At 58.8% G+C, this 21,118-nt stretch carries 15 protein-coding genes and 5 pseudogenes; 14 read left to right on the top strand and 6 right to left on the bottom strand.

Translation table 11 applies throughout. From position 1 onward, the window contains the following. Positions 1–30: 30 nt before the first annotated feature. The 9 genes and pseudogenes from BB934_RS28625 to BB934_RS28590 all read left to right on the top strand — a co-directional run. Positions 31–2,940 (top strand): annotated as a pseudogene (locus tag BB934_RS28625) (N,N-dimethylformamidase beta subunit family domain-containing protein); the annotation flags it as partial. Between the two features lie 108 nt (positions 2,941–3,048). Further along, positions 3,049–4,248 (top strand): DUF4082 domain-containing protein, encoded by a 1,200-nt coding sequence (locus BB934_RS51465; RefSeq protein ID WP_472436442.1) that lies wholly within the window; start codon positions 3,049–3,051, stop codon positions 4,246–4,248. A 12-nt stretch (positions 4,249–4,260) separates the two neighbouring features. Then, a complete protein-coding gene (locus BB934_RS28620) occupies positions 4,261–4,587 on the top strand; it encodes a hypothetical protein (RefSeq protein ID WP_099513376.1) in 327 nt (108 codons plus the stop codon). A gap of 19 nt (positions 4,588–4,606) precedes the next feature. Then, positions 4,607–6,754 carry a peptidase domain-containing ABC transporter gene (locus tag BB934_RS28615; protein ID WP_099513375.1) on the top strand — a complete coding sequence of 716 codons (2,148 nt, stop codon included), beginning with the start codon at positions 4,607–4,609 and terminating at the stop codon, positions 6,752–6,754. Continuing rightward, positions 6,751–8,148 carry an HlyD family type I secretion periplasmic adaptor subunit gene (locus BB934_RS28610; protein ID WP_099513374.1) on the top strand — a complete coding sequence of 466 codons (1,398 nt, stop codon included), beginning with the start codon at positions 6,751–6,753 and terminating at the stop codon, positions 8,146–8,148. The genes BB934_RS28615 and BB934_RS28610 overlap by 4 nt, the downstream gene beginning before the upstream one ends. Positions 8,149–8,739: 591 nt before the next feature. After that, a pseudogene (locus tag BB934_RS28605) lies at positions 8,740–9,000 on the top strand (helix-turn-helix domain-containing protein); the annotation flags it as partial. Between the two features lie 389 nt (positions 9,001–9,389). After that, positions 9,390–10,531, top strand: a protein-coding gene (locus BB934_RS28600) for an IS3 family transposase (protein ID WP_418294785.1) whose coding sequence is annotated in 2 segments (ribosomal slippage) — positions 9,390–9,648 and positions 9,648–10,531 — 1,143 coding nt in all. Because the reading frame shifts where the segments join, the coding sequence is not laid out codon by codon here. A gap of 995 nt (positions 10,532–11,526) precedes the next feature. Further along, positions 11,527–12,363 carry a glycosyltransferase gene (locus tag BB934_RS28595; protein ID WP_157934375.1) on the top strand — a complete coding sequence of 279 codons (837 nt, stop codon included), beginning with the start codon at positions 11,527–11,529 and terminating at the stop codon, positions 12,361–12,363. 404 nt (positions 12,364–12,767) lie between these two features. Continuing rightward, on the top strand, positions 12,768–14,111 hold the full coding sequence (locus tag BB934_RS28590; protein WP_099513371.1) for a glycosyltransferase family 4 protein: 1,344 nt from the start codon (positions 12,768–12,770) through the stop codon (positions 14,109–14,111). Positions 14,112–14,325: 214 nt separating this feature from the next. Here the strand turns inward: BB934_RS28590 and BB934_RS28585 are convergent, their stop codons facing one another. The 3 genes from BB934_RS28585 to BB934_RS28575 form a co-directional block, all read right to left on the bottom strand. Continuing rightward, positions 14,326–15,144, bottom strand: a complete 819-nt coding sequence (locus BB934_RS28585) for an IS630 family transposase (RefSeq protein WP_157934170.1) — start codon at positions 15,142–15,144, stop codon at positions 14,326–14,328. Next, on the bottom strand, positions 15,105–15,317 hold the full coding sequence (locus tag BB934_RS51065; RefSeq protein WP_418294754.1) for a helix-turn-helix domain-containing protein: 213 nt from the start codon (positions 15,315–15,317) through the stop codon (positions 15,105–15,107). The genes BB934_RS28585 and BB934_RS51065 overlap by 40 nt, the downstream gene beginning before the upstream one ends. Before the next feature lie 439 nt (positions 15,318–15,756). Further along, complete coding sequence (locus BB934_RS28575) at positions 15,757–16,875, bottom strand: IS110 family RNA-guided transposase (RefSeq protein WP_099513370.1); 1,119 nt, start codon at positions 16,873–16,875, stop codon at positions 15,757–15,759. 105 nt (positions 16,876–16,980) lie between these two features. On the opposite strand from BB934_RS28575, the pseudogene BB934_RS28570 reads away from it, so the two are divergent. Continuing rightward, positions 16,981–17,163 (top strand): annotated as a pseudogene (locus tag BB934_RS28570) (IS110 family transposase); the annotation flags it as partial. Here the strand turns inward: BB934_RS28570 and BB934_RS47435 are convergent. From BB934_RS47435 to BB934_RS28560, 3 genes and pseudogenes are all read right to left on the bottom strand, one after another. Continuing rightward, positions 17,095–17,361: a hypothetical protein gene (locus tag BB934_RS47435; protein ID WP_157934374.1), complete on the bottom strand. Its 267-nt coding sequence runs from the start codon at positions 17,359–17,361 to the stop codon at positions 17,095–17,097. The pseudogene BB934_RS28570 and the gene BB934_RS47435 sit on opposite strands and share 69 nt — an antisense overlap. A gap of 40 nt (positions 17,362–17,401) precedes the next feature. Continuing rightward, positions 17,402–17,659: a hypothetical protein gene (locus BB934_RS28565; RefSeq protein ID WP_099513369.1), complete on the bottom strand. Its 258-nt coding sequence runs from the start codon at positions 17,657–17,659 to the stop codon at positions 17,402–17,404. 2 nt (positions 17,660–17,661) lie between these two features. Next, positions 17,662–17,895, bottom strand: a pseudogene (locus BB934_RS28560) (transposase domain-containing protein); the annotation flags it as partial. A gap of 306 nt (positions 17,896–18,201) precedes the next feature. On the opposite strand from BB934_RS28560, the gene BB934_RS28550 reads away from it, so the two are divergent. The 4 genes and pseudogenes from BB934_RS28550 to BB934_RS50275 all read left to right on the top strand — a co-directional run bounded on the left by BB934_RS28550 (position 18,202) and on the right by BB934_RS50275 (position 20,779). Further along, positions 18,202–18,381 (top strand): hypothetical protein, encoded by a 180-nt coding sequence (locus tag BB934_RS28550; protein WP_099513339.1) that lies wholly within the window; start codon positions 18,202–18,204, stop codon positions 18,379–18,381. After that, positions 18,368–20,440, top strand: coding sequence for a recombinase family protein (locus BB934_RS28545; protein WP_099513340.1), 2,073 nt, complete (start codon positions 18,368–18,370; stop codon positions 20,438–20,440). The genes BB934_RS28550 and BB934_RS28545 overlap by 14 nt, the downstream gene beginning before the upstream one ends. 31 nt (positions 20,441–20,471) lie before the next feature. Then, positions 20,472–20,669, top strand: a pseudogene (locus BB934_RS28540) (transposase domain-containing protein); the annotation flags it as partial. Beyond that, positions 20,651–20,779 carry a hypothetical protein gene (locus BB934_RS50275; protein WP_257792377.1) on the top strand — a complete coding sequence of 43 codons (129 nt, stop codon included), beginning with the start codon at positions 20,651–20,653 and terminating at the stop codon, positions 20,777–20,779. The pseudogene BB934_RS28540 and the gene BB934_RS50275, both read left to right, overlap by 19 nt. The last annotated feature ends 339 nt before the right edge of the window (positions 20,780–21,118 follow it).

The raw sequence follows: 21,118 nt of genomic DNA, 5'->3' as shown, positions 1-21,118 counted from the left end.
GGCCGCGATCCGAGGAACATTGAACAGCGCGGGGTGCTGAAAGGTCCCGTTACAGCCAAGACCACTACTAGCGAGCCGGTGAACTTCGACCTCACGGCACCAGAGCCGAATGCTATCGTTCTCGAGAACCAAAAGCCCGGCAATCCTCAGAGCGAGTGGGATATCACGGGCGCGGGCAGCTCCAATATTGAGGGCTTCGCCACCGACATCAGCATTAACCGCGGCAACAGGGTTGATTTCAAGATCAACACTGACTCGAATAACTACCGGATCGACATCTACCGCCTCGGCTATTATGGCGGCATGGGCGCTCGCAAGGTAGCCACCCTGCAGCATACGGGCGTCCAAACCCAGCCCACACCGCTGCGCGATAGCACCACCGGTCTGGTTGATGCCGGCAACTGGGCCGTCACGGCATCCTGGGACATCCCGGCCGATGCCGTATCGGGTATCTACACTGCCAAGCTCGTACGCCAGGACGGTACGGCTGGGCAGAACCACATTCCATTCATTGTTCGCGACGACAGCAGCAGCAGCGATGTCATTTTTCAGACGGCAGACACGACTTGGCAGGCCTATAATCACTGGGGCGGTGCGAACCTTTATCAGGGAAATGGACCAGGGGGCGATACATCACCTGGGCGTGCCTACAAGGTCAGCTACAATCGCCCCATCATAACCCGCGGCGGCGGCCTCGCTGCAGGCCCGCAGGATTACATCTTCAGTGTCGAATTTCCGGCGCTTATGTGGCTTGAGAAGAACGGCTACGATGTCTCCTACATGAGCGGCGTGGACGTTGACCGCTTCGGCAACCTGCTTAAGAACCATAAGATGTATCTGAGTGTCGGCCATGACGAGTACTGGTCAGGCCAACAGCGCGCCAACGTGGAAGCGGCCCGTGATGCTGGCGTGAACCTCGCTTTCTGGAGCGGTAATGAAGCCTACTGGAAGACGCGCTGGGAGCCCAGCATCAGCACAGGCAGTCAGGATTATCGCACCCTCGTTTCTTACAAGGAGACCAGGGCGGGGCCGATTGATCCGAGTAACGAATGGACCGGAACCTGGAGAGATCCGCGGTTTGTCGGACCAAATTCTGTGGGCGCAGGGCAACCAGAGAACTCTCTGACCGGCACCATGTTCCAGGTCGACTCGTACCGGCTTGATGCAATCACCGTCCCGTACGACGACGCTAATCTGCGCTTCTGGCGCAACACTAGTGTTGCGGACCTCCAGCCGGGTCAAACAGCGACACTCACGAAGAACTATCTCGGCTACGAATGGGATGCCGCACCCGATAACGGCTTTGATCCTGCAGGTCTCGTCAAGCTGTCATCCACCACGCTACCAGTGGACAAGTATCTGCGAGATTATGGTACCAGAACTGGGGCGGGCACAGCCGAGCATAATCTAACACTTTACCGCGCTCCCAGTGGTGCTTTGGTTTTCGGTGCCGGCACTGTCTACTGGGCCTGGGGCCTCGACTCAAATCATGACCTAGAGGCAACTCCTGTTGATCCCCGTGTCAAGCAGGCTATGGTCAACTTGCTGGCCGACATGGGCATTGAGCCGGGCACATTGGAGCCCGGGCTTGTGGCGGCGACCCAATCAACCGATACCACGAAACCTGTTTCAACCATCACGAATCCAAGTGCCGGCAGTGCCCTCACGGTAGGTCAAGCTGTGACGATCAGCGGCACGGCCTCCGATAGTGGTGGGGGAGTTGTTGCAGGCGTTGAGATCACGACTGATAGCGGCGCCACCTGGCACCCAGTGACTGGGGATGAGAATTGGACCTACAGCTGGGTGCCCCATACTGCCGGCACGTTTACAATCAGGACCAGAGCTGTCGACGACAGCGTTAATGTGGAGGTCCCGAAAGCCGGCCAAACGGTTACGGTGACAGGCAATAATCTTTTCACGGCCTCGGCAAGCCCGCCGAGTGTGGCCCAGCTGGATCGCAACCCGATTGAAGTCGGGATGAAGTTCCAGTCTTCGGTTGCCGGTACCGTCACCGGGGTGAGATTCTTCAAGAACGATCTGAATGTGGGTACTCATACGGGCACGCTTTGGTCGGGCACTGGCACCAAGCTGGCATCGGCGACCTTCACGAATGAAACTGGCAACGGGTGGCAGGCGGTAAGCTTCTCAAGCCCAGTGGCGATCACGCCCAACACCACCTACGTGGTCTCCTACCACACCGGCGGCTACTACTCATCGACTACAAATGGCTTCGCCTCTTCGGTGACAAACGGGCCCCTTTCGGCACCGGCAAATGCGGGTGTCTATGCCTATGGTTTGACCAGTACCTTCCCGACCAGCGTCTTCAAAGCTGAGAACTACTGGGTCGACGTTCTCTTCAATCCCTCTACGGTTAACCAGCAACCGGTGGCGGTCAACGACAGTGGGTTCACTACCACTGCCAATAGGGCGATCACCATTGCCGCCTCGGCGTTACTAGGCAACGATAACGATCCGGATGGTGATACACTGAGCATCTCCGGTGTCAGTGGAGCCACCAACGGCAGCGTTACCTACAACACCACTAGCAGAGAGGTCACCTTCACACCCAATGCCGATTATACTGGCACAGCAGGCTTCAACTATGCCATCTCTGATGGGCGTGGCGGCGCCGCTTCGGCTAGCGTCAGCCTCTCAGTCAACGCGCCAGCTCCGGTTAACCAGCAACCGGTGGCGGTCAACGACAGTGGGTTCACTACCACTGCCAATAGGGCGATCACCATTGCCGCCTCGGCGTTACTAGGCAACGATAACGATCCGGATGGTGATACACTGAGCATCTCCGGTGTCAGTGGAGCCACCAACGGCAGCGTTACCTACAACACCACTAGCAGAGAGGTCACCTTCACACCCAATGCCGATTATACTGGCACAGCAGGCTTCAACTATGCCATCTCTGATGGGCGTGGCGGCGCCGCTTCGGCTAGCGTCAGCCTCTCAGTCAACGCGCCAGGCTCAGCAGTGAGCCTGTTCAGCTCCTCGGCCACCCCGGCATCACCGTCAGTCGCAGACAAGTCGGCGGAGCTTGGAATGAAGTTTCAGGCCACCAGCGCCGGCACGGTGAGCGGGATTCGGTTCTACAAAGCTACTAACGAGACTGGCACCCATACCGGCACGCTTTGGACGAGCACGGGCACTAACCTGGGCTCGGTGACGTTCGCCAATGAGACAGCCAGCGGCTGGCAAACCGCCACCTTCGCCAACCCGATCGCGATCAACGCCAACACCACCTACGTGGTCTCCTACCACAGCAACAGCCGTTACGCCTCCACAAGCAACTTCTTCACGGCGGACGTGACCAATGGACCCTTGAAGGGTTTGGCCGACACCACGGCAAGCCGCAACGGCGTCTACGCTTATGGCACCTCGAGCCTGTTCCCAACCAACTCCTACCAGAAGAGCAACTACTGGGTCGACGTTCTCTTCAATCCCTCTACGGTTAACCAGCAACCGGTGGCGGTCAACGACAGTGGGTTCACTACCACTGCCAATAGGGCGATCACCATTGCCGCCTCGGCGTTACTAGGCAACGATAACGATCCGGATGGTGATACACTGAGCATCTCCGGTGTCAGTGGAGCCACCAACGGCAGCGTTACCTACAACACCACTAGCAGAGAGGTCACCTTCACACCCAATGCCGATTATACTGGCACAGCAGGCTTCAACTATGCCATCTCTGATGGGCGTGGCGGCGCCGCTTCGGCTAGCGTCAGCCTCTCAGTCAACGCGCCAGGCTCAGCAGTGAGCCTGTTCAGCTCCTCGGCCACCCCGGCATCACCGTCAGTCGCAGACAAGTCGGCGGAGCTTGGAATGAAGTTTCAGGCCACCAGCGCCGGCACGGTGAGCGGGATTCGGTTCTACAAAGCTACTAACGAGACTGGCACCCATACCGGCACGCTTTGGACGAGCACGGGCACTAACCTGGGCTCGGTGACGTTCGCCAATGAGACAGCCAGCGGCTGGCAAACCGCCACCTTCGCCAACCCGATCGCGATCAACGCCAACACCACCTACGTGGTCTCCTACCACAGCAACAGCCGTTACGCCTCCACAAGCAACTTCTTCACGGCGGACGTGACCAATGGACCCTTGAAGGGTTTGGCCGACACCACGGCAAGCCGCAACGGCGTCTACGCTTATGGCACCTCGAGCCTGTTCCCAACCAACTCCTACCAGAAGAGCAACTACTGGGTCGACGTTCTCTTCAATCCTTCGGCAGCAGCATAGGGAAACCATCCAATGCAAGACGAAGTCTATTCTGACGGAATTGCGGAAATTACGATCACAGGGCCGATTGTTCGTATAGATCTGATGAGTCTATCGCCCGCTGAGCGTGATGCCAATAACAACCCAAAACCGGCCTTCCGTCAGCGAATCGTGATGCCAGTGGATGCCTTCGCCAATTCGGTCGAGTTGATGCAGCGGGTTGTCAAGGGGCTCATTGAGGCCGGTGCCATCAAGCCGAATTCGGCAGCCTCGGGGGACACCGGGCAAGCTCCAGCCGATTCCGCGCCCCCCAACCTTGCTACCCGCAGCCGTAACTTCTCACCCAACTTTACCTCCTGAACCGGAGCAGCGAACGGCGTTGACTGTACACATTCCCACAGGTCTACATTGTCTCGTCGCCCTTGCACGCCACCACGGCACCGATCTGTCGGCCGAATACCTCGCCCATACCTATGCCCTCGGTGAGGTGCCGATCTCGACTCAGCTTCTGCTGCGCATGGCCCGTGAGTCAGGGCTCAGAGCCCGCAGAGTCTCCATCGATTGGAAGGCGCTGTTGAACCTGGATGGAGCCTTCCCAGCTCTTGCCCGGCTGCACAACGGTAACTGGATCGTCGTCCTGGGTTTGGAAAGGGCTGGCGACCAGGACACGGTGTTGATTTTGGACCCGATCGCAGCCCTGCCAGAGCCGATCTCTCTCACCGAGGCTAATTTCTGCGAGGCCTGGAAAGGCGAGGTCGTCCTCGTCAAACCCGACCGAAGCCCTCGTCGAGATCTCAACCGCCCCTTTGGCTTCCTCTGGTTCGTACCTGAGCTCTTGCGTCAGCGCCGCATTCTGTTCGATGTTCTGCTAGCAGCTCTGGTCCTATACGGGTTGGGCTTGGCGGTGCCAATCTTTTCGCAGCTTGTCATCGACAAAGTGCTTGTGCATGAAGCCTATGCGACACTCTATGTACTGGCCGGTGGCGTGACGATTGCGCTCGTTTTTGACGCGGTCTTTACATTCTTAAGGCGCTATCTCCTGCTTTATGCGAGTAATCGGATTGACGTTCGTGTGGCTGTCCGCACCTTCGCGCATCTCCTAAATCTGCCGCTGGCTTATTTCGAACAGGTGCCGACCGGCGTTCTGGTGCAGCACATGCAACAGGCCAGCCGTATTCGCGAGTTCCTAACCGGTCGCTTGTTCACCACAATGCTGGACGGGCTTTCTCTTGTGGTCTTCATCCCTGTTCTGCTCCTCTACAGTGTAAAGCTGACTCTAGTTGTCCTCGCCTTCACAGCCTGTGTCGCATTGATGATCGGACTTCTCGTTGGCCCCTTCCGCCGCCGCCTTCAAGCCCTTTATGAGGCCGAGGGAGAACGGCAGGCCATCCTCGTGGAGGCCATGCACGGAATGCGCACCATCAAATCGCTCGCCATGGAACCGATTCACCGACGCACCTGGGATAATTCATCCGCCCAGGTCGTTACGACGAAATACAGCGTCGACAAGATTTCGGCCGCAGCCCAGAGTGTGACCGGCCTACTTGAAAAGCTTATGAGCGTTGCCATCATCGGGATTGGTGCGGTTGATGTCTTCAACCAGGAGCTGACGGTTGGTGCACTCGTGGCCTTCAACATGTTGGCTGGCCGTGTGTCAGGACCTTTGGTCCAGATTTTGACCATGGCACATGAGTACCAAGAGATCTCCCTGTCCGTTCGCATGCTCGGCGAGGTGATGAACCGCGCGCCAGAGGTCGACGGCATACAGCGGGGCCTCTGTCCTCCAATTTCCGGAGCGATCGAGTTCGAGGATGTATCTTTCTCGTATCAATCCGAAAGATCACCTGCGCTCGACGGCGTTTCGTTCACAGTGGCGCCAGGTAGCATCGTTGGGATCGTGGGCCGCAGCGGGTCCGGCAAGACGACAATTACGCGCCTAATCCAGCGGCTTTATTCAGTGCAGGAAGGCCTGGTGCGGATTGATGGCTACGACATTCGTGAAATCGATCTTGTGCACCTACGTAAATCTATCGGCGTGGTGCTACAGGACAACTTCCTCTTTCGTGGCACGATTAGGGAGAACATCGCCGCCGCGAAGCCGACTGCAACCTTCGAAGAGATTGCATGGGCAGCAAGAGCTGCTGGGGCGGATGAATTCATTGAGCGGCTTCCGAGGGGTTTCGATACATTGCTCGAGGAGAACGCGGAAAATCTGTCGGGCGGGCAGAAGCAGCGCCTGGCCATCGCCCGCGCCCTGATCAGCGACCCACGGCTGCTGATACTCGACGAGGCGACCAGTGCTCTCGACCCAGACAGCGAGATGATCATCCGTCAGAACCTACGCAAAATTGCGGAGGGGAGGACCGTGCTGATCGTATCCCATCGGCTCTCAACGCTGGTGGATGCCAACACTATTTTGGTCTTCGATCGGGGACATATAGTCGCGATGGGTCAGCATGACCAGCTTCTGACCTCGTGCACAACCTACCGTCACCTTTGGAACCAGCAAACGAGACATGCTGCATGACTACGTCTCGCCACCAGCCTAGTGATAGTCAGCCGAGAGCCCAGATCGTGCAGCTTTCCCTCCGGAAGCGGCCCGCATTCATCTCGGAGTTCCAACCGGACGCTATCGAGGTCGAGGAACGCGCGCCACCTCGGGTGGCGAGACTGACCCTCTATTTGATTATGCTGCTGATTAGCGCAGGCATCGCATGGGCCTGTCTGACAGAGATCGATGAGGTCGCAGTCTCCCGAGGTAAACTGATAACGACCCAACCCAATATTGTTGTTCAGCCGCTTGAGAGTTCCGTTATACAAAGCATCACTGTCACCGTCGGCCAGTCCGTCACCGCAGGACAGACGCTAGCCGTACTCGACCCAACATTTACAGAAGCCGACGTTCATCAGCTGAAAGTGAAGCTCGAGACCGCTGACGCTATGGTTAACCGGCTTGAGGCGGAACTCTCGGACCGCATCTATGTGCCTACGGACCTATCTAATCCGCGGCAGGTAGTCGAAGCCGAACTGGCGGCGCAACGGAAGGCATTTCGCGACAGCCGAGTGCGGAATCTCACTGAGGAGATATCTCGAGCGGAAGCAAGCATTCAAAAGAGCCGTGAGGAAGAGGAAATCACCCGCGACAGGCTTCTGGGTATCAAGGAAGTTGAAGCCATGCGCGCAACACTTCTCGCTCATCAAACTGGCTCGAAGCTCAACCTGTTACAGACGCGCGATGCACGTCTAGACATTGAGGGGGCGATTACCCGCTTGCAGGGCTCCCAGATCGAAGCAAAGCACGAGCTAGAAAAAGCACACCTGCAGCGCCAAGAATTCCTGGAGGATTTTCGGCGGACGACTCTAGAATCTCTAGTTTCAGCACGTGAGAGACAAAATGAGGCCGCGGAGGAACTTAAGAAAGCCGAATTACGCCGGCGCCACGTCACCTTGATTGCGCCAGCCAATGCTATTGTGCTCGAGGTCGCCCAAAGGTCCGTCGGTTCTGTTGTCCGTCAAGCAGAACCGCTGTTCACCCTTGTCCCTCTTAACGTGCCAATGGAAGCGGAGGTCTTTATCGAGCCTAAGGATATCGGCCATATCAGCCCGAATTATACAGCTCGAATCAAGCTCGATGCATTTCCGTTCCAGAAGCACGGAACCGTATCTGGCTTGGTCAGAACAATCAGTCAGGATTCATTCCCGTCTGACACGAGACAGAGCGGCGCTCAGTCCAGTGATCGGCTTTTCTACCGGGCTCGACTGAGCCTTGACGACACCAATCTCCGTAACCTGCCAGATAGTTTCCGCTTACTTCCCGGCATGGCAGTTCAGGCGGAAATTCAAGTTGGTCGCAGGACCGTCATCTCATACTTCCTTTATCCTCTCCTGCGTGGCCTTGATGAGAGCATTCGAGAGCGGTGAGCTAGCCGTTCGTTACTCCAACTCTCCCAGTTCGCCACTCCCAATTCCCGTGCTAAAGGGACACACGTTCGGGTGGCGGTTGCGGCGATCAGCCGGATCGAGCCACCTCACCACCGAGCAAGCCTGGGCAAAGATGGGTCGCGTCTATCCCAACACCGCTCCAAAGGGTCCGCCCCCCAAAGCGTCATAATCCCTGTGCAGAGGAAGCGGCTCAGAGCTTTCGTGAGCGCATCTGGGCCATGGGGGCTCGCCCGGGCTGGGTTACGTGGACCGCAATCCAGTTGAGATGGTCTGATCACAAATGACAAATTCTGCCTAATACCAATCGGCGCTAATCCTCATGCATTGACCCAATCGCGCAAACCGATGGACATGATCGTCCAGGGTTGATCCGTGAGCTTGTTCGATCACGCATCTTACTGCCCTCCTCAACAAGCCAACCGAGTGACGGGAGAGAGGCGGTCCAACTTGCCGGCTTTGAGCTTTTGGAACGCGCGCAAGGTCGTGGGGCGGTCCGGGAACAGATAGAGACTCCTCTGCCCTACAGTTTCCTGAGACACCCTGTAAGCGGACGGGATCCGCAGAAGGGTGATGACGATGACAGAGATGATGAAGGATGCGGCCGGTCTGGGCCGTGGCGGGCGCATGTCGCGGCAGCGCAAACGCGAGGCGGTTCTGCGCCTGCTGCGCGGTGAGGATCTGGACACGGTCTCGCGCTCGCTGGGCGTGACGGCCGCAACCCTCAGCGGCTGGCGCGACGCCTTCCTGGCGGCCGGCGAGGCCAGCCTTGCCGCCCGCCCGGCCGCTAGCGAGGCGCTGGAGACCGAGCGGCTCAAGGCCCGGCTCGGTAAAGGCGGCGTGGAGATCGGGGCCGACGCCGAACGGGACGACGCGGCCGGCTTCCGGCGCAGCGTCGGCGAGCGCGGCTTCGGCCTGGCGCAGATCGCGCAACGTCTCCTCCCAGCGCCGCTCGAGTTCGGCGGCGACGAGACGGTTGTCCGGATCGACCTGATCGAACTGCCGTTCGGCCAGCGCCGCCAGGTAGCGCAGCCGCTCGACCTGCTGCGCCTGAGCCTTCAGCGCTGCATCGTCCGCCTCGCGCCGGAGCGCCACCGCTCGCGTGAAGGCATCCAGCTCGGCAGGAGCGAGGGCCTTGAAGAAGGCCGCCACGGCCTCGGCATCGACCGGAGTGGACTTGCTCCGAAAAGATGGAGAGCCTCTCATGAAGCAGGAGGATCTCCATGCCCCAGACACGCTTTACGAAAGAGTTTCAGGATGAGGCTGTACGGCTCGCCTTGACCAGTGGCCGCAGCCGACGGGCGATTGCCGCTGATCTCGGCGTCGGCCTGTCGACCCTGCGCCACTGGCTCGATCGCCGCCGCGAGCGTGAGATCGACGATCCGCCGGAAGAACGCCAGGAGGACATGGCGGTCGAGCTGAAGCGGCTGCGGCGCGAGAACGAGATCCTGCGCCAGGAGCGGGAGATCCTGAAGAAGGCTACGGCTTTTTTCGCCAAGGAGGGAAGTCGATGAAGTTTCAGTTCATCGATGTGGCGAAAGAGAGCTTCCCCGTCACGCGCCTGTGCCAGACTCTCGGTGTCAGCCAAAGCGGCTACTTCGCCTGGCGCTCGCGTCCAGCCAGCCCGCGCCAGCGCGAGGATCTGGTGCTTCTGGCCCACATTCGCTCGGCCTTCACCCTCTCGCATGAGACCTATGGCAGCCCGCGCATGACTCGTGAGTTGCAGGACGAGGGCCTAACGGTGGGACGCCGGACGGCTCGGTTGATGCGCGAGAACGGCCTCAAGGCCCGGCAGAAGCGCCGCTTCAAACGCACCACCGACAGTCATCATGCCTTTCCGATCGCGCCCAACCTGCTCGAGCAGGACTTCTCGGCCGAGCGCCCGAACCAGAAGTGGGCCGCGGATATCTCCTATCTGTGGACGAACGAGGGCTGGCTCTCCCTGGCTGTGATTCTCGATCTCTTCGCCCGGCGGGTGGTCGGCTGGGCGGTCAGTGACAGCCTCCACACGGAGCTGGCGCTGGAGGCGCTGCGCAAGGCTCTGGCGATCCGAAGACCTGGTGAGGGGCTGACCCATCACGCGGACCGCGGCAGTCAATATTGCTCGACAGCCTATCAGGCCGAGTTGCGGAAGCACGGCATCCGGATCTCCATGTCCGGGACAGGCAATTGTTTCGACAATGCCGTGGTCGAGACCTTCTTCAAGACCTTGAAATCCGAACTGGTCTGGCGCACCGTCTTCCAGACGAGGGCCGAGGCCAAGAAGGCGATTGGTCGTTACATCGATGGGTTTTACAATCCCGTCCGGCGTCATTCGACACTCGATTATGTCAGTCCGGTTCAGTTCGAAAGGCTGGCCGGATAGCTAACAAACCGCTCTCCACTTAAGCGAAGCAAATCCACAACGCAACGGGGCCAGAGCCAAGGCGCACTGGCACTTCACCACCGCCCAGGCTCGCTCCAAACTGCGGCGGCTCTACCCGGCATAACCCCTGTGGCAAAGGACTAGGTGTAAAGATGGGGGTAGCCCAAATGCACGTTGATTATGATCTTTTTGCTGTGTCTAGAAATCTAGCTCCAAGCTACTGTGGGGATACGATATTAATACCTAATCTGGCCGCAAGGGATGTATTTTTTTCCTTCGCAACGGTTTCAGGACGCTTGGCATCCCTAAAGTTTTATGGAGAAAACCAACAGGGCTCAACAATATCATAGATTTTCTCATGGTTTTTGGCCTTGCGTCGGTTTCAATCTCGTTGACGCCAATGTAGTGTCATCCCAGCCAGCATTTGATAGATTATGGTGAAGCATCCGGTTTGATGGCCAGGCTTAAAATAGTGTGTTTCAGGTGAGGCACTGAAAGCCAAAGGAAATAAGAGAAACTGCCTTTATCCATAACATCTGTCTTGAAGCTGAAGGACAGGAACTATGCTGCTCCTTGGAGGGACACCATCCATGATAAATTCCCGAGCATCTCAGCATGGAGAGTGGGAGGGGCTCGTCGTGATCTGCGGCGGTACTGCATGGGACAGGGGCTGGTATGCTGCTAAACATATCGCTACTCGCCTATCGCGATGGGCACCCATTCTTTTTGTCGATCCACCATTATCACCGATTGCCGCACACCGTGCTGGTATTAGTTGGTCCACGGGCTTACGTATCGTCCAGCCCCGCATCGCTGTTCTCACGCCAAGCGGACCGCCTGCAGGATCCCGGCCCATAATACGGCACATTCAGGCAAGTTTCACCCGCTGGGCAATAGCTAATGCGGTGCGGGCACTTGGTGTCAGGCGTGCGTTCGCCTTTGTCGTGGCAAATCACACCAACCTTTTCGATGCTGTCGAAGCAGAGCAGCGAATCATGTATGCCGCCGACAACTTCGTCGCTGGAGCCGGCTTGATGGGCCTCGACCGCAAATATCTATTGAAGGAAGAACACAAACAAGCCGCACGAGCAGACCGCGTCGTCGTGGTCACGGAGCATCTCTCTAAACATTGGCAAGCGCTTGGCCATGAACCGATTCTTATTCCCAATGGATGCGACACTGAGCGGTTCGCAAATGTTGATATGGCGCCATGGCCTGATGACGTGAACCTGCCTGGCCCAATAGCTGGGGTCTTTGGACATATATCGCAGCGCATCGACCTTAGCCTTCTCGAAGCAGTGGCTGACCGGGGTCTGTCCTTGCTATTAGTCGGCTCTGTCCAATCGTCATTTGATCTCAGCCAGCTACTCAGACGGAAGAACGTGCGCTACGTGGGCCGAAAGCCGTTTGAGCTTATGCCGAGTTATCTTCGTGTTATCGATGTTGGGCTGACTCCGTATTCAGAAACTGAATTCAACCAAGCCAGCTTTCCGTTGAAAACGCTGGAGTATCTGGCAGCTGGACGAGGGGCCGTGTCCACTGATCTTTCCGCAGCCCGCTGGCTCAGTACTGACCTTATCGCCACAGCTCGGGATCCTCGCAGCTTTGCTGACGCCGTTGAACGAACTCTGGCGCAGTCCCGTACGCCTCAGCTGTTACATCGGCGGCAAACGTTTGCACGAAAGCACAGCTGGATTGCACGGGCGGAGCACTTCGCCAGTGTTTTAGGTCTTGACAGTGCCGTACAAAATGAAGCTACCCCTCAAGCACTAGGTTCTATAACAGCGCCTACATTGCAACAGTCTATATTTGGGTCCAGCCCGAGTGCCTGAGCCAGCACAAGTCTTGTTCCGCTGTCGACACTCGGGAACAGCTGGACGATCAGCGCCGACAAGACAATGACGAACAGCCGCACCGTATCTTGGGTTCGACAGCGAAATCAAGCGGCGCAGACTCATCGAGGATCTTTTCCAATTACATGACAGTGATCCATTTCGCGGTAGCGCTCATGCTGGAGCGGAAAGAGGTATAGGTGGTTAACAGTGCCCCGTGGGCCTGAAAAGTTCAATCACCCGCTGCTATGATCTTGTTCACAGGCTGTAGAAAACGGTTCGGCGATATTCGAGCTAGCATTATAGAAACTTAGTTGAAGAGTAACCACCGCCACGCTCGATTATAGCGCCTGTTGACCATGCTTTCACACCATTTGTACACATCGGGATAAGGAGAACGGGCCTTGCGTATTCTCGTCTATCCGCACGAACTCACAATCGGGGGTAGCCAAATAAATGCCATCGACTTGGCCGCCGGCATTGCTGATGCCGGCCACGAGGTCCTCATATATGGCAGGACAGGCCCTCTCGTCGAATATATCAAGGACCGAAATTTGGAGTTTCTGCCTGCACATCCACTTAAGTACAGGCCGGCACCCTCACGAATCATTCAGTTGGCCGAAATTACACGGAGAAGGCAAATTGATTTGATTCATACATACGAATGGCCGGGGTGCCTTGATGCGTATTTTGGGGCGGGACTTTTTCTAGGCGTTCCATTGTTGTGTACTGTGTTGAGCATGTCAGTGATGCCGTATGTTCCCGCTGCGGTGCCACTAATTATGGGAACAGAGGAATTAGGAAGAGAGGCCCGGGAGGTACAACACAGCAATGTCTGGGTGCTCGAGCCTCCAATCAATGTAGACAGTGATCATCCAGGGATCGACGGTTCTGACTTTCGCCGAACTCATGGTGTCTCGGAGCATGATCTTCTGATCGTTGGGGTTTCACGCTTTGCGCCAGATCTAAAGCTCGATTCGCTTGTACGGGCTATAGATGCGGCAGACCTGCTTGCCGGCCAGTATCCGATCAAGCTCGTGCTTGTTGGCGGGGGCTCCGCCTTTGACTCGCTTTTGGAACGCGCAAGAGCCGTCAATGTAAGATGGGAACGTGAGGTCGTCGCCCTCCCTGGCCCTACACTCGACCCACGGGCAGCCTACGCAGCAGCAGATATTGTAATTGGCATGGGTAGTTCTGCGCTCCGCGCCCTTGCGATCGGCCGGCCCCTGATTGTTCAGGGCGAAGAGGCATTCTCAGCTATTTTCAATCCCGAGACACTCAACCTATTTCTTAAACAAGGCTTCTATGGACTCGCTGATGGTGCAGCGGGGGCTACGCGGCTCGCTGAACAACTCGAGAGTCTTCTTGCTAACCCTGATCGAAGAGAAGAACTCGGGCGGTTCGGCAGAGAAGTGGTTGTACAACGCTTCAGCCTCGATCGAGCGGTGCAAGTGCAACTGGGCATCTACACTGAAATTCTTGCTCATCCAAATCGATATAAGGTCATAGACTCTGTGCGATCTGCTTATCGAGCCTTGGAGCTTGAGGTGCAGAACCATATGCCTCGTGTAAAACTTCATAAAAAACGACGAGAAGAGATGCTTCTGGCGGCCGCCCGTCAAGGACTTTGGCCGCCTGAGGCACACTACAATTATCCGAAAATACACAAATGGCACTTCGGAAGTGGGGTTACATCCCAAGAACATAGTCTACTGAAATCTTCTAAGAGATCCCATGGGGGTGGATAGCGATCTGCTCTCTGGCAGAGTGAGGTTGCGATATCCACTCACGCTGGAGGCGACCCATGTCAGTTGAACCCGGATCCGAGCCGACTGCTATCCGCACTAATCTTGGCGCAATCTTTATCTCAATGGAACTCTTATGTTCAAATGCAAGCGGCATGGCCACGACTGTTCATCCCGCCAATCATGGCTGGTCCTGCATAGTGTAGCTAAACCGCGTCTATTTTGGGAACCGTAGTTCTTCCTCCTTGGGGTCGAGCTGATCCTTGACCCAGAGGCGATCGGCCAGGGCGCATGGATCCGTGTTGATGCGGGTTTCGAAAGCGGCGACGCGTCGGGTGAGATCTTCAGGGCTGCTGTGGCAGTGGTGATAGGTGACGTCCTCGCGCAGCCAGCGCCAGAGCGCCTCCACGGGCATCAGGTCAGGGCTGTAGCTGGGTAAGGGCACAAGCGCGATGTTCAGATCGGAGGCCTCCGCCCGGACCGCCTGGGCGCGATGGTAGGGCGCTCCATCCCACAGCAGAATGATCTTGCGGTCGGACACCTCGGCCCGCAGCCGACGCAGCACCTCGATCGTGTGCTCTCCGTTGGCGCGGGCATAGGGCCACAGCCGGACCTCGCCCTCGTTGTAGAGATAGAGACCATAGAACGACACCTTGGCCGAGAGCCCGGGCGAGCAGGAGGCCACCCACAGCCGCTGGCCGCGGGCGCACCAGCCATAACCAAGATCGGTGTCTTGGTGAAGGTGAGCCTCATCAAGATAGACTAGGAGGTGGCGGTCGCGTTGGGCGCCGGCCAGCAGGTCCGGGAGGCGATCGATGAAAGCCCGTCGTTGCTCCGGATCCGCGCGGCCGAGCAGCTTTTTGGCCTTCTTCCACGACAGCGCGAGGCGGTGCAGGGCCGCCCGGATGGTCTCGCGACAGACGCTGAGACCAAAGCGCTCGCGCACGAACGCCACCAGGCGCTTGAGGGTGAAGCGAGGCGGCGGATCGGCGCCGTCTACGGGCGGCGCGGCCGCCGCACCCTGGGCCGCGCGCACGACCTCGCCGAGACTGGCGGCGGTTCGGGCACAAAGGGGGGACGGCCGCCGGTGCGGCCATAGGCCAGGGCCGCGGGGCCCTGTGTGTGGTAGGCATGCAGCCAACCCATCACGGTCTGCGGGTGGCGCCCGGTGCGTGCCGCCACCTGGGTGGCGCAGCTTCCTTGAGCCATGTCGTAGAGGGCGAGCGCGCGCTCGCGGGTGCGCGCATGAGGTGCGTTTAGCGCCAGCCGCCGCAGGTCATCCGGTGTTTGACCCCAGCGTGCACAATCAACCCGTAGCATGACGCCACCCATATCTGAGGAAAGTGCCTCAGATGGGAACGCCCGCCGCTAATCCAAGCCCAAAACCATGGTTCTCAAACTGGATGCAGTTTAATGCGCAATGTCGGAGACAGGACCTCAAGACGACGGTTTGCAAACTCTTATACGCGGGTTGGATACCGCATTTCCGTGTGTACGCCTGGGGCTGCTTCTATCTTAGTACGGGCATCGACGTAGTCGGCCACTCAGTTCCATCGAAGATTCCCCGACCGGGGCCCTGCCTCCAAGATTGCGCATCAGCAGATGATCTTGTCTCCTCTTTCGAATGCGCGCGATCTGCGGTGCTTGGCTAAGCGTGGTGAGCTGGTTGCACTTCCTGACCGATCGCCCACAGGAAGGCCGCCATTTCTCTCGCGATCGCGGTGATCGCGATGGCCTTGTGCTTCCCCGCGAGGATCATTGTTCGGTAGCGAGAGCAGAGGCGGAGCTGACCTTTCCACGCTATTTCGCGAACAGTTCTCGGTAGGCCTTCCAACTGCGCTTGCTTGGTTCGACTGACCCGCGCAGGGAAGCGGTAAGCCCATGCGCCTTCGACCAGCATGCGACGGGCCCGTGAGTTCCCGGCCTTAGTGATCCCGCCACGTTTGACATGTTCACCTGTCGAGCTTTCTGACGGAAGGAGGCCAAGAAAGGCCATCAGCTGGCGGGGGTTTTCGAAGCGGCGGATGTCGCCAATTTCGGCAACAAAGACGACGGCGGCAATCAACGACACGCCCCGTAACGCCTGATAGGCTTCGACGACAGGAGCCATCGTCCAGGATTTGACGGTCTCCGAGATCAGATCGGTCAGACGCTTTAAGCGCACCTCGGCATCCTCGATCGCCTGGCAGTATTCCTGGAGCACGATGAAGTGCGCCGGATGCTCGAACGTCAGAGTCGATATCCACCGCGTATGTGCCAGCGACCAGGATGAGCGGCCCGAATAGACACGGCCATGTCGAAGGAGGAACGACTGAAGCTGCTGACGCGCCCGCTTTTGAGCCTCCTGGGCTGCTTCGCGGGCCCGCACGAGATCGCGCATAGCCTCATGCCCGCGGTCCGGCACCCAAACCGCTGTCAGCTCACCCGCACGATGTAACCGTGCCAAGCTGACCGCATCGCGCCGGTTGGTCTTCACGCGATCTCCAGGACGCTTGGGAATGAGTGCCGGTGCCGCTACCACACAATCATGGCCCATCTCGGTGAGCTGACGGTAGAGTTCGTACCCTGTCGGCCCTGCCTCGTAACAGAAGTGGAGCTTTGCTCCTCGCTTGGCCAGCTTTTGCACGATGGATGACACCGAGGCCGGATCTGAGGGGATGTCCCCGAAAAATCTTACCTCACCACCCCGCTCGCCATCCGCGACGGCTACAGAAATCTTCAGTTTCGAGACGTCCAGACCGATGAAAAGTCTGCTATGCTGATCCACGGTTCATCCTCGCTAAGCTTGGGGCTCGGCTTCGGCCACTCCGAAGCAACCCCCGATCTCAGCTTACGGCGAGGGTGAGCCGCCTTCACCCCGAGAACATACGGTCTCAGTCGTTCCGTCTGGCTGATCACCTCCCTGTCTCCAGGGGCCGGCGAGAGGATGTCCAAGCACAGCGTGCGCGGCGGCGATGTGGCCAGCCTGCTGATGCGGTTTACGCAGCTACAGGAGAAAGCGCGGGCTCGAACCGGACAGATATTCCCGATCATCTCCATTCAGGAGGCGGGTTTGATAGTCCATACGCAATAGACAAAACCGCTCACGCTCGCCCTTTGAGCTGGTGGGAAAGACGTAGCGGATCTCAACGTCGCTATCGGTGACGATGACGCGATCGATCAGCAGTTCGACCAGGGCGCGGCGGCGCTCAAAGTCAGCCTCGGCAAGGCCACAGCGGACCCGCTGACAGAACGCGTCAGTATGAGCCGCCAAGCTGGCAGTGGTGCTCTGGCGTTCAATCGTAACGGGCCGATCAGGACCTGGGATCAAGTTTTGTAGCCGCGACGTCTGACGCGCGGCGAGCGTCGGCTTTATGGAGTTCGATACGTTCGCGCAAGTTCTCGATGCCGAAGTCGGTGAAGGCGGGGGTATAGTCGTCGCCGACGCCATGCACGCCGATCACGCCGTCCTCAGGCTCCATCTCAATGCTAATCTCATGCAGCAGGTCCTCCTCCTCGCCCAGAAGTTCGGCGACGCGAGCCAGTGTGAGTACGTGCGCAATCGCCGCCATGATCAGGCCGCCTGATCCTGAGGGACAGCCATGGGCTTCCAGTTCCAGGGCAGAAGTTCATCAAGCCGGCTGATCTTGTGATCGTTGATCCGCCCGAGCACATCTGCGAGGTAGTCGTGTGGGTTGAGGCCGCAGAGTTTGGCCGTCTCGATCAGCGTCATGGCATCGGCGATGACCTCACCGCCGGCATCGGAGCCCGCGAACAGAAAATTCTTTCTGCCGATCGCCATCGCCCGTTCATTCTGCCCATGTCGGCGAAGAGCGTGAGGTTCATTATCGTTGGCATCCCTACTTTGGCCGAAAGGTCAGCGTGCGGCGGGTCGAGGAGCGGGCGACTGGCCGGTTTCTCCAGGTGGAAGGCCCATCTGGCATTGTCGTCTCGATTCCGGGCTGGATGTTAGATCCCATCGCTTGCGCCAAGATGAGAATTGGCCCGCCACAGATTGATCTCGCAGCGTTGTCCGATCTGAAGAGACTGGTCATGCCGACCGCTGCTTCCCCAAACTCCCCGAGCGCAATCAGATTCGCATGGGAGGAAGTCGATGAAACAGAACAACGTGTCAGCTCCGATCGCGGGCAGGCAGATGAGCCTGATATTCGAACCCCGCAGATTGGACGGGATGCGCGACGCGGAGCGGGCGAAGACAGTACTGCTTCTTGCCCAAATCCTGATGCAGGCCGCCGGCCTCGTCGTCGAGGAGTTGGGCGATGACGAAGTCTGATCTGATCCCGACGGTGCTGCTGAGGCGCAAGGCCGTCGTCTATGTGCGCCAGTCGACGCAATCCCAGGTCATGACCAATCTGGAGAGCCAGCGGCGCCAATATGATCTCGTCGATCTTGCACGCCAGCACGGCTTCGCCGACATTGAGGTCATCGACGATGATCTGGGCCGATCGGCGAGCGGGACGGTGGCGCGCCCGGGCTTCGATCGCCTGGTTGCATGGTTGTGCGCGGGCAAGGTCGGCGCTGTGTTGTGCCTGGATGCATCGCGGCTCGCGCGCAATGGCCGTGACTGGCATCATCTGCTGGAGTTGTGCGGACTTGTCGAAGCCCGCGTCATCGACCATGACGGCGTGTACAACCCCTGCCAGCCCAACGATCGCCTGGTTTTGGGTATGAAAGGCAGCATCAGCGAGTTTGAGCTCGGCGTGCTCAGGACACGGATGCTCGAGGCCGCCAAGTCGAAAGCGCGTCGGGGCGAGCTGCGCTTGTCAGTACCGTTCGGTTACATCTGGCACCGCGAAGCAGGTCTGGGGCTCGACCCTGATCTGCGCTTGCAGGAGGTGATCCGGCTCATCTTCGCCCGCTTCCGCGAACTCGGCAGCGCGCGACAGGTGTTATTGTCGATGACGGCTGATCAGATCCACTTCCCACGGCCTTCGGATGAGGGCCGCATGACCAGCTTTACCTGGTTGCCGATCCGCTATCGCAACGTGATCGGCGTGCTCAAGAACCCCTTTTACGCGGGCGTGTACGTTTACGGGAAAAGCGAAAAGCGGACCTCTATTGTCGATGGGAGGGCCCGCCGGAGCTACGGCCACGGCAAGCCGGTCGGGACCTGGGAAGTGTTCATCAAGGATCATCACGAAGGGTACGTCAGCTGGGAGGAATACGAGCGAAACCAGAAGCAGTTGGCGCTCAACAACTATGGTCGCGCCGACGGGGTAAAATCCGGCCGTGGCGGCAAGGCACTGCTGTCAGGCGTTATGACGTGTGGACGGTGCGGGCGGCGACTGAGCGTGGCCTATACCGGTAATCCGCAAAGTCGACCTGTCTATCGCTGCGACAAGCCCAACCTGATGATGGGCTTGCCCCGGTGCATGACCTTCGGTGGCCCCAGGGTGGACGCGGCTGTTGCGCGTGAACTGTTGCGCGCGGTAGAACCCTTGGCGATTGAGGCCGCGTTCGAGGCGGAGCGAATGCACCGGGAACGACAAGATGATCAACGCCAGATCCTCGATCTGGAGCTTAAGCAGGCCCGCTACGAGGCCGGTCTTGCTGAGCGCCGCTATGCTGCCTGTGATCCCGACAATCGTTTGATCGCTGCGCAGTTGGAGAGAAACTGGGAAATTGCCTTACGCCGCGTGCAAGATCTGGAGGCGCGCCAGCCCGCCGGAACCCCATCGACCATTGAGGTTGATCAAGGCGCTTTCGCCAACATGGCGGAAAACCTGTCAGCGGCCTGGAACACTCCTGATGTGACGATGCGTGCCCGTCAGCAACTGCTCCGGACGTTGATCGCAGACATCATTGTCGATGTCGACGATACGGTTCGTGATGTCGTGCTCACGATCCATTGGCGGGGCGGCCAGCACTCAGAACTGCGTGTTCGCAAGCCGCGAACCGGCGAACACGGCTGCGCGACAGCGGAAGATGCGCTGGCAGTCATGCGCAGCATGGCCGGCCGCTGGTCTGACGAGCATATTGCCGCGTCGCTCAATCGGATGGGCTTGCCTACCGGCCAAGGTAAAACCTGGACGGCGCACCGCGTCTCTTCCGTTCGGCGCGTTCGCGGAATCCACGCCTATCGATCCGCGGAGAAAGACGGCGAATGGCTGACCATGACCGAGGCGGCAATGGCGTTAGGCGTTACAAACCACGCGATACGTCGCCTCATCAAAACGGGCGTGCTTCCGGCTGTTCAGGTTGTCCCCGGTGCACCGTATCAAATCCGAGCCGACGATCTGGCGTCAGAGCCGATCAAAGCTGCGATGGCCCGGAAGGGCCGCCCGTGTCGCGCTGCTGATGCGGGTACGCTTCCAATGTTTACAGACACTTGAATATGGAGTGCACAATGAAACCTGCTTCACGATCACACGCAAGAACTCGCTCTTCGCCGGCTCTGATGGTGGCGGGCGCACATGGGCGGCCATCGCGAGCCTTCTGGCGACAGCCAAAATGAACAGCGTCGATCCGCACGCCTGGCTGACCCAAACGCTTGAACGCATCGCCAACGGGTGGCCCAACCGCGAGATCGAGGCCCTCATGCCGTGGAACTATCAGCCCTGAACGGCATCAGCTGCCCGCTTACGGAGAACTGGATCTCGAACCGGGTGTTCACGTCCTACACGGACATTCTCGATCACTGCTGCGAGGCCTGGAACGACAGCGTCAGTTGATACCCCCTTCCACAACCCGGCGGATCGGGATTCGATTGAGATCGAGGTCACTGATTCGCGGCACCCGCTCTTCGGCCGCCGGTTCCTGCTGGTCTCGGTGAGCGCGCGCCGGCATGACGGCCACGCTCTCGTCGCCTATCGGGACCGCGTGGTGCTGAAGCTTCCGATCGGAGCGACGAGCCTTGCTCCACGGCCGTCGTGTGAGCCGCCGTGCAAGCTGACACGTGAGGCACTGGAGGAACTGATCGCCCTGGCCGACGAGTGCGGGGTGGCGCCATGCCCATGCGACCCGAACGCGTCTGGAGACGCTTGCCCGACGAACTCCGCGCCGCGATCGCC

It is taken from the genome of Microvirga ossetica, assembly GCF_002741015.1.
Classification (GTDB): Bacteria; Pseudomonadota; Alphaproteobacteria; order Rhizobiales; family Beijerinckiaceae; genus Microvirga; species Microvirga ossetica.
This window is presented reverse-complemented; position numbering and strand designations above follow the sequence as displayed.

Bases quoted from the DNA above. Each gene is read 5' to 3' on its own strand.
- BB934_RS51465 (WP_472436442.1), top strand. From the start codon at position 3,049: ATGAAGTTTCAGGCCACCAGCGCCGGCACGGTGAGCGGGATTCGGTTC.
- BB934_RS28620 (WP_099513376.1), top strand. From the start codon at position 4,261: ATGCAAGACGAAGTCTATTCTGACGGAATTGCGGAAATTACGATCACA.
- BB934_RS28610 (WP_099513374.1), top strand. From the start codon at position 6,751: ATGACTACGTCTCGCCACCAGCCTAGTGATAGTCAGCCGAGAGCCCAG.
- BB934_RS28595 (WP_157934375.1), top strand. From the start codon at position 11,527: ATGTATGCCGCCGACAACTTCGTCGCTGGAGCCGGCTTGATGGGCCTC.
- BB934_RS51065 (WP_418294754.1), bottom strand. From the start codon at position 15,317: ATGGCTCAAGGAAGCTGCGCCACCCAGGTGGCGGCACGCACCGGGCGC.
- BB934_RS28565 (WP_099513369.1), bottom strand. From the start codon at position 17,659: ATGGCGGCGATTGCGCACGTACTCACACTGGCTCGCGTCGCCGAACTT.
- BB934_RS28550 (WP_099513339.1), top strand. From the start codon at position 18,202: ATGAAACAGAACAACGTGTCAGCTCCGATCGCGGGCAGGCAGATGAGC.
- BB934_RS28545 (WP_099513340.1), top strand. From the start codon at position 18,368: ATGACGAAGTCTGATCTGATCCCGACGGTGCTGCTGAGGCGCAAGGCC.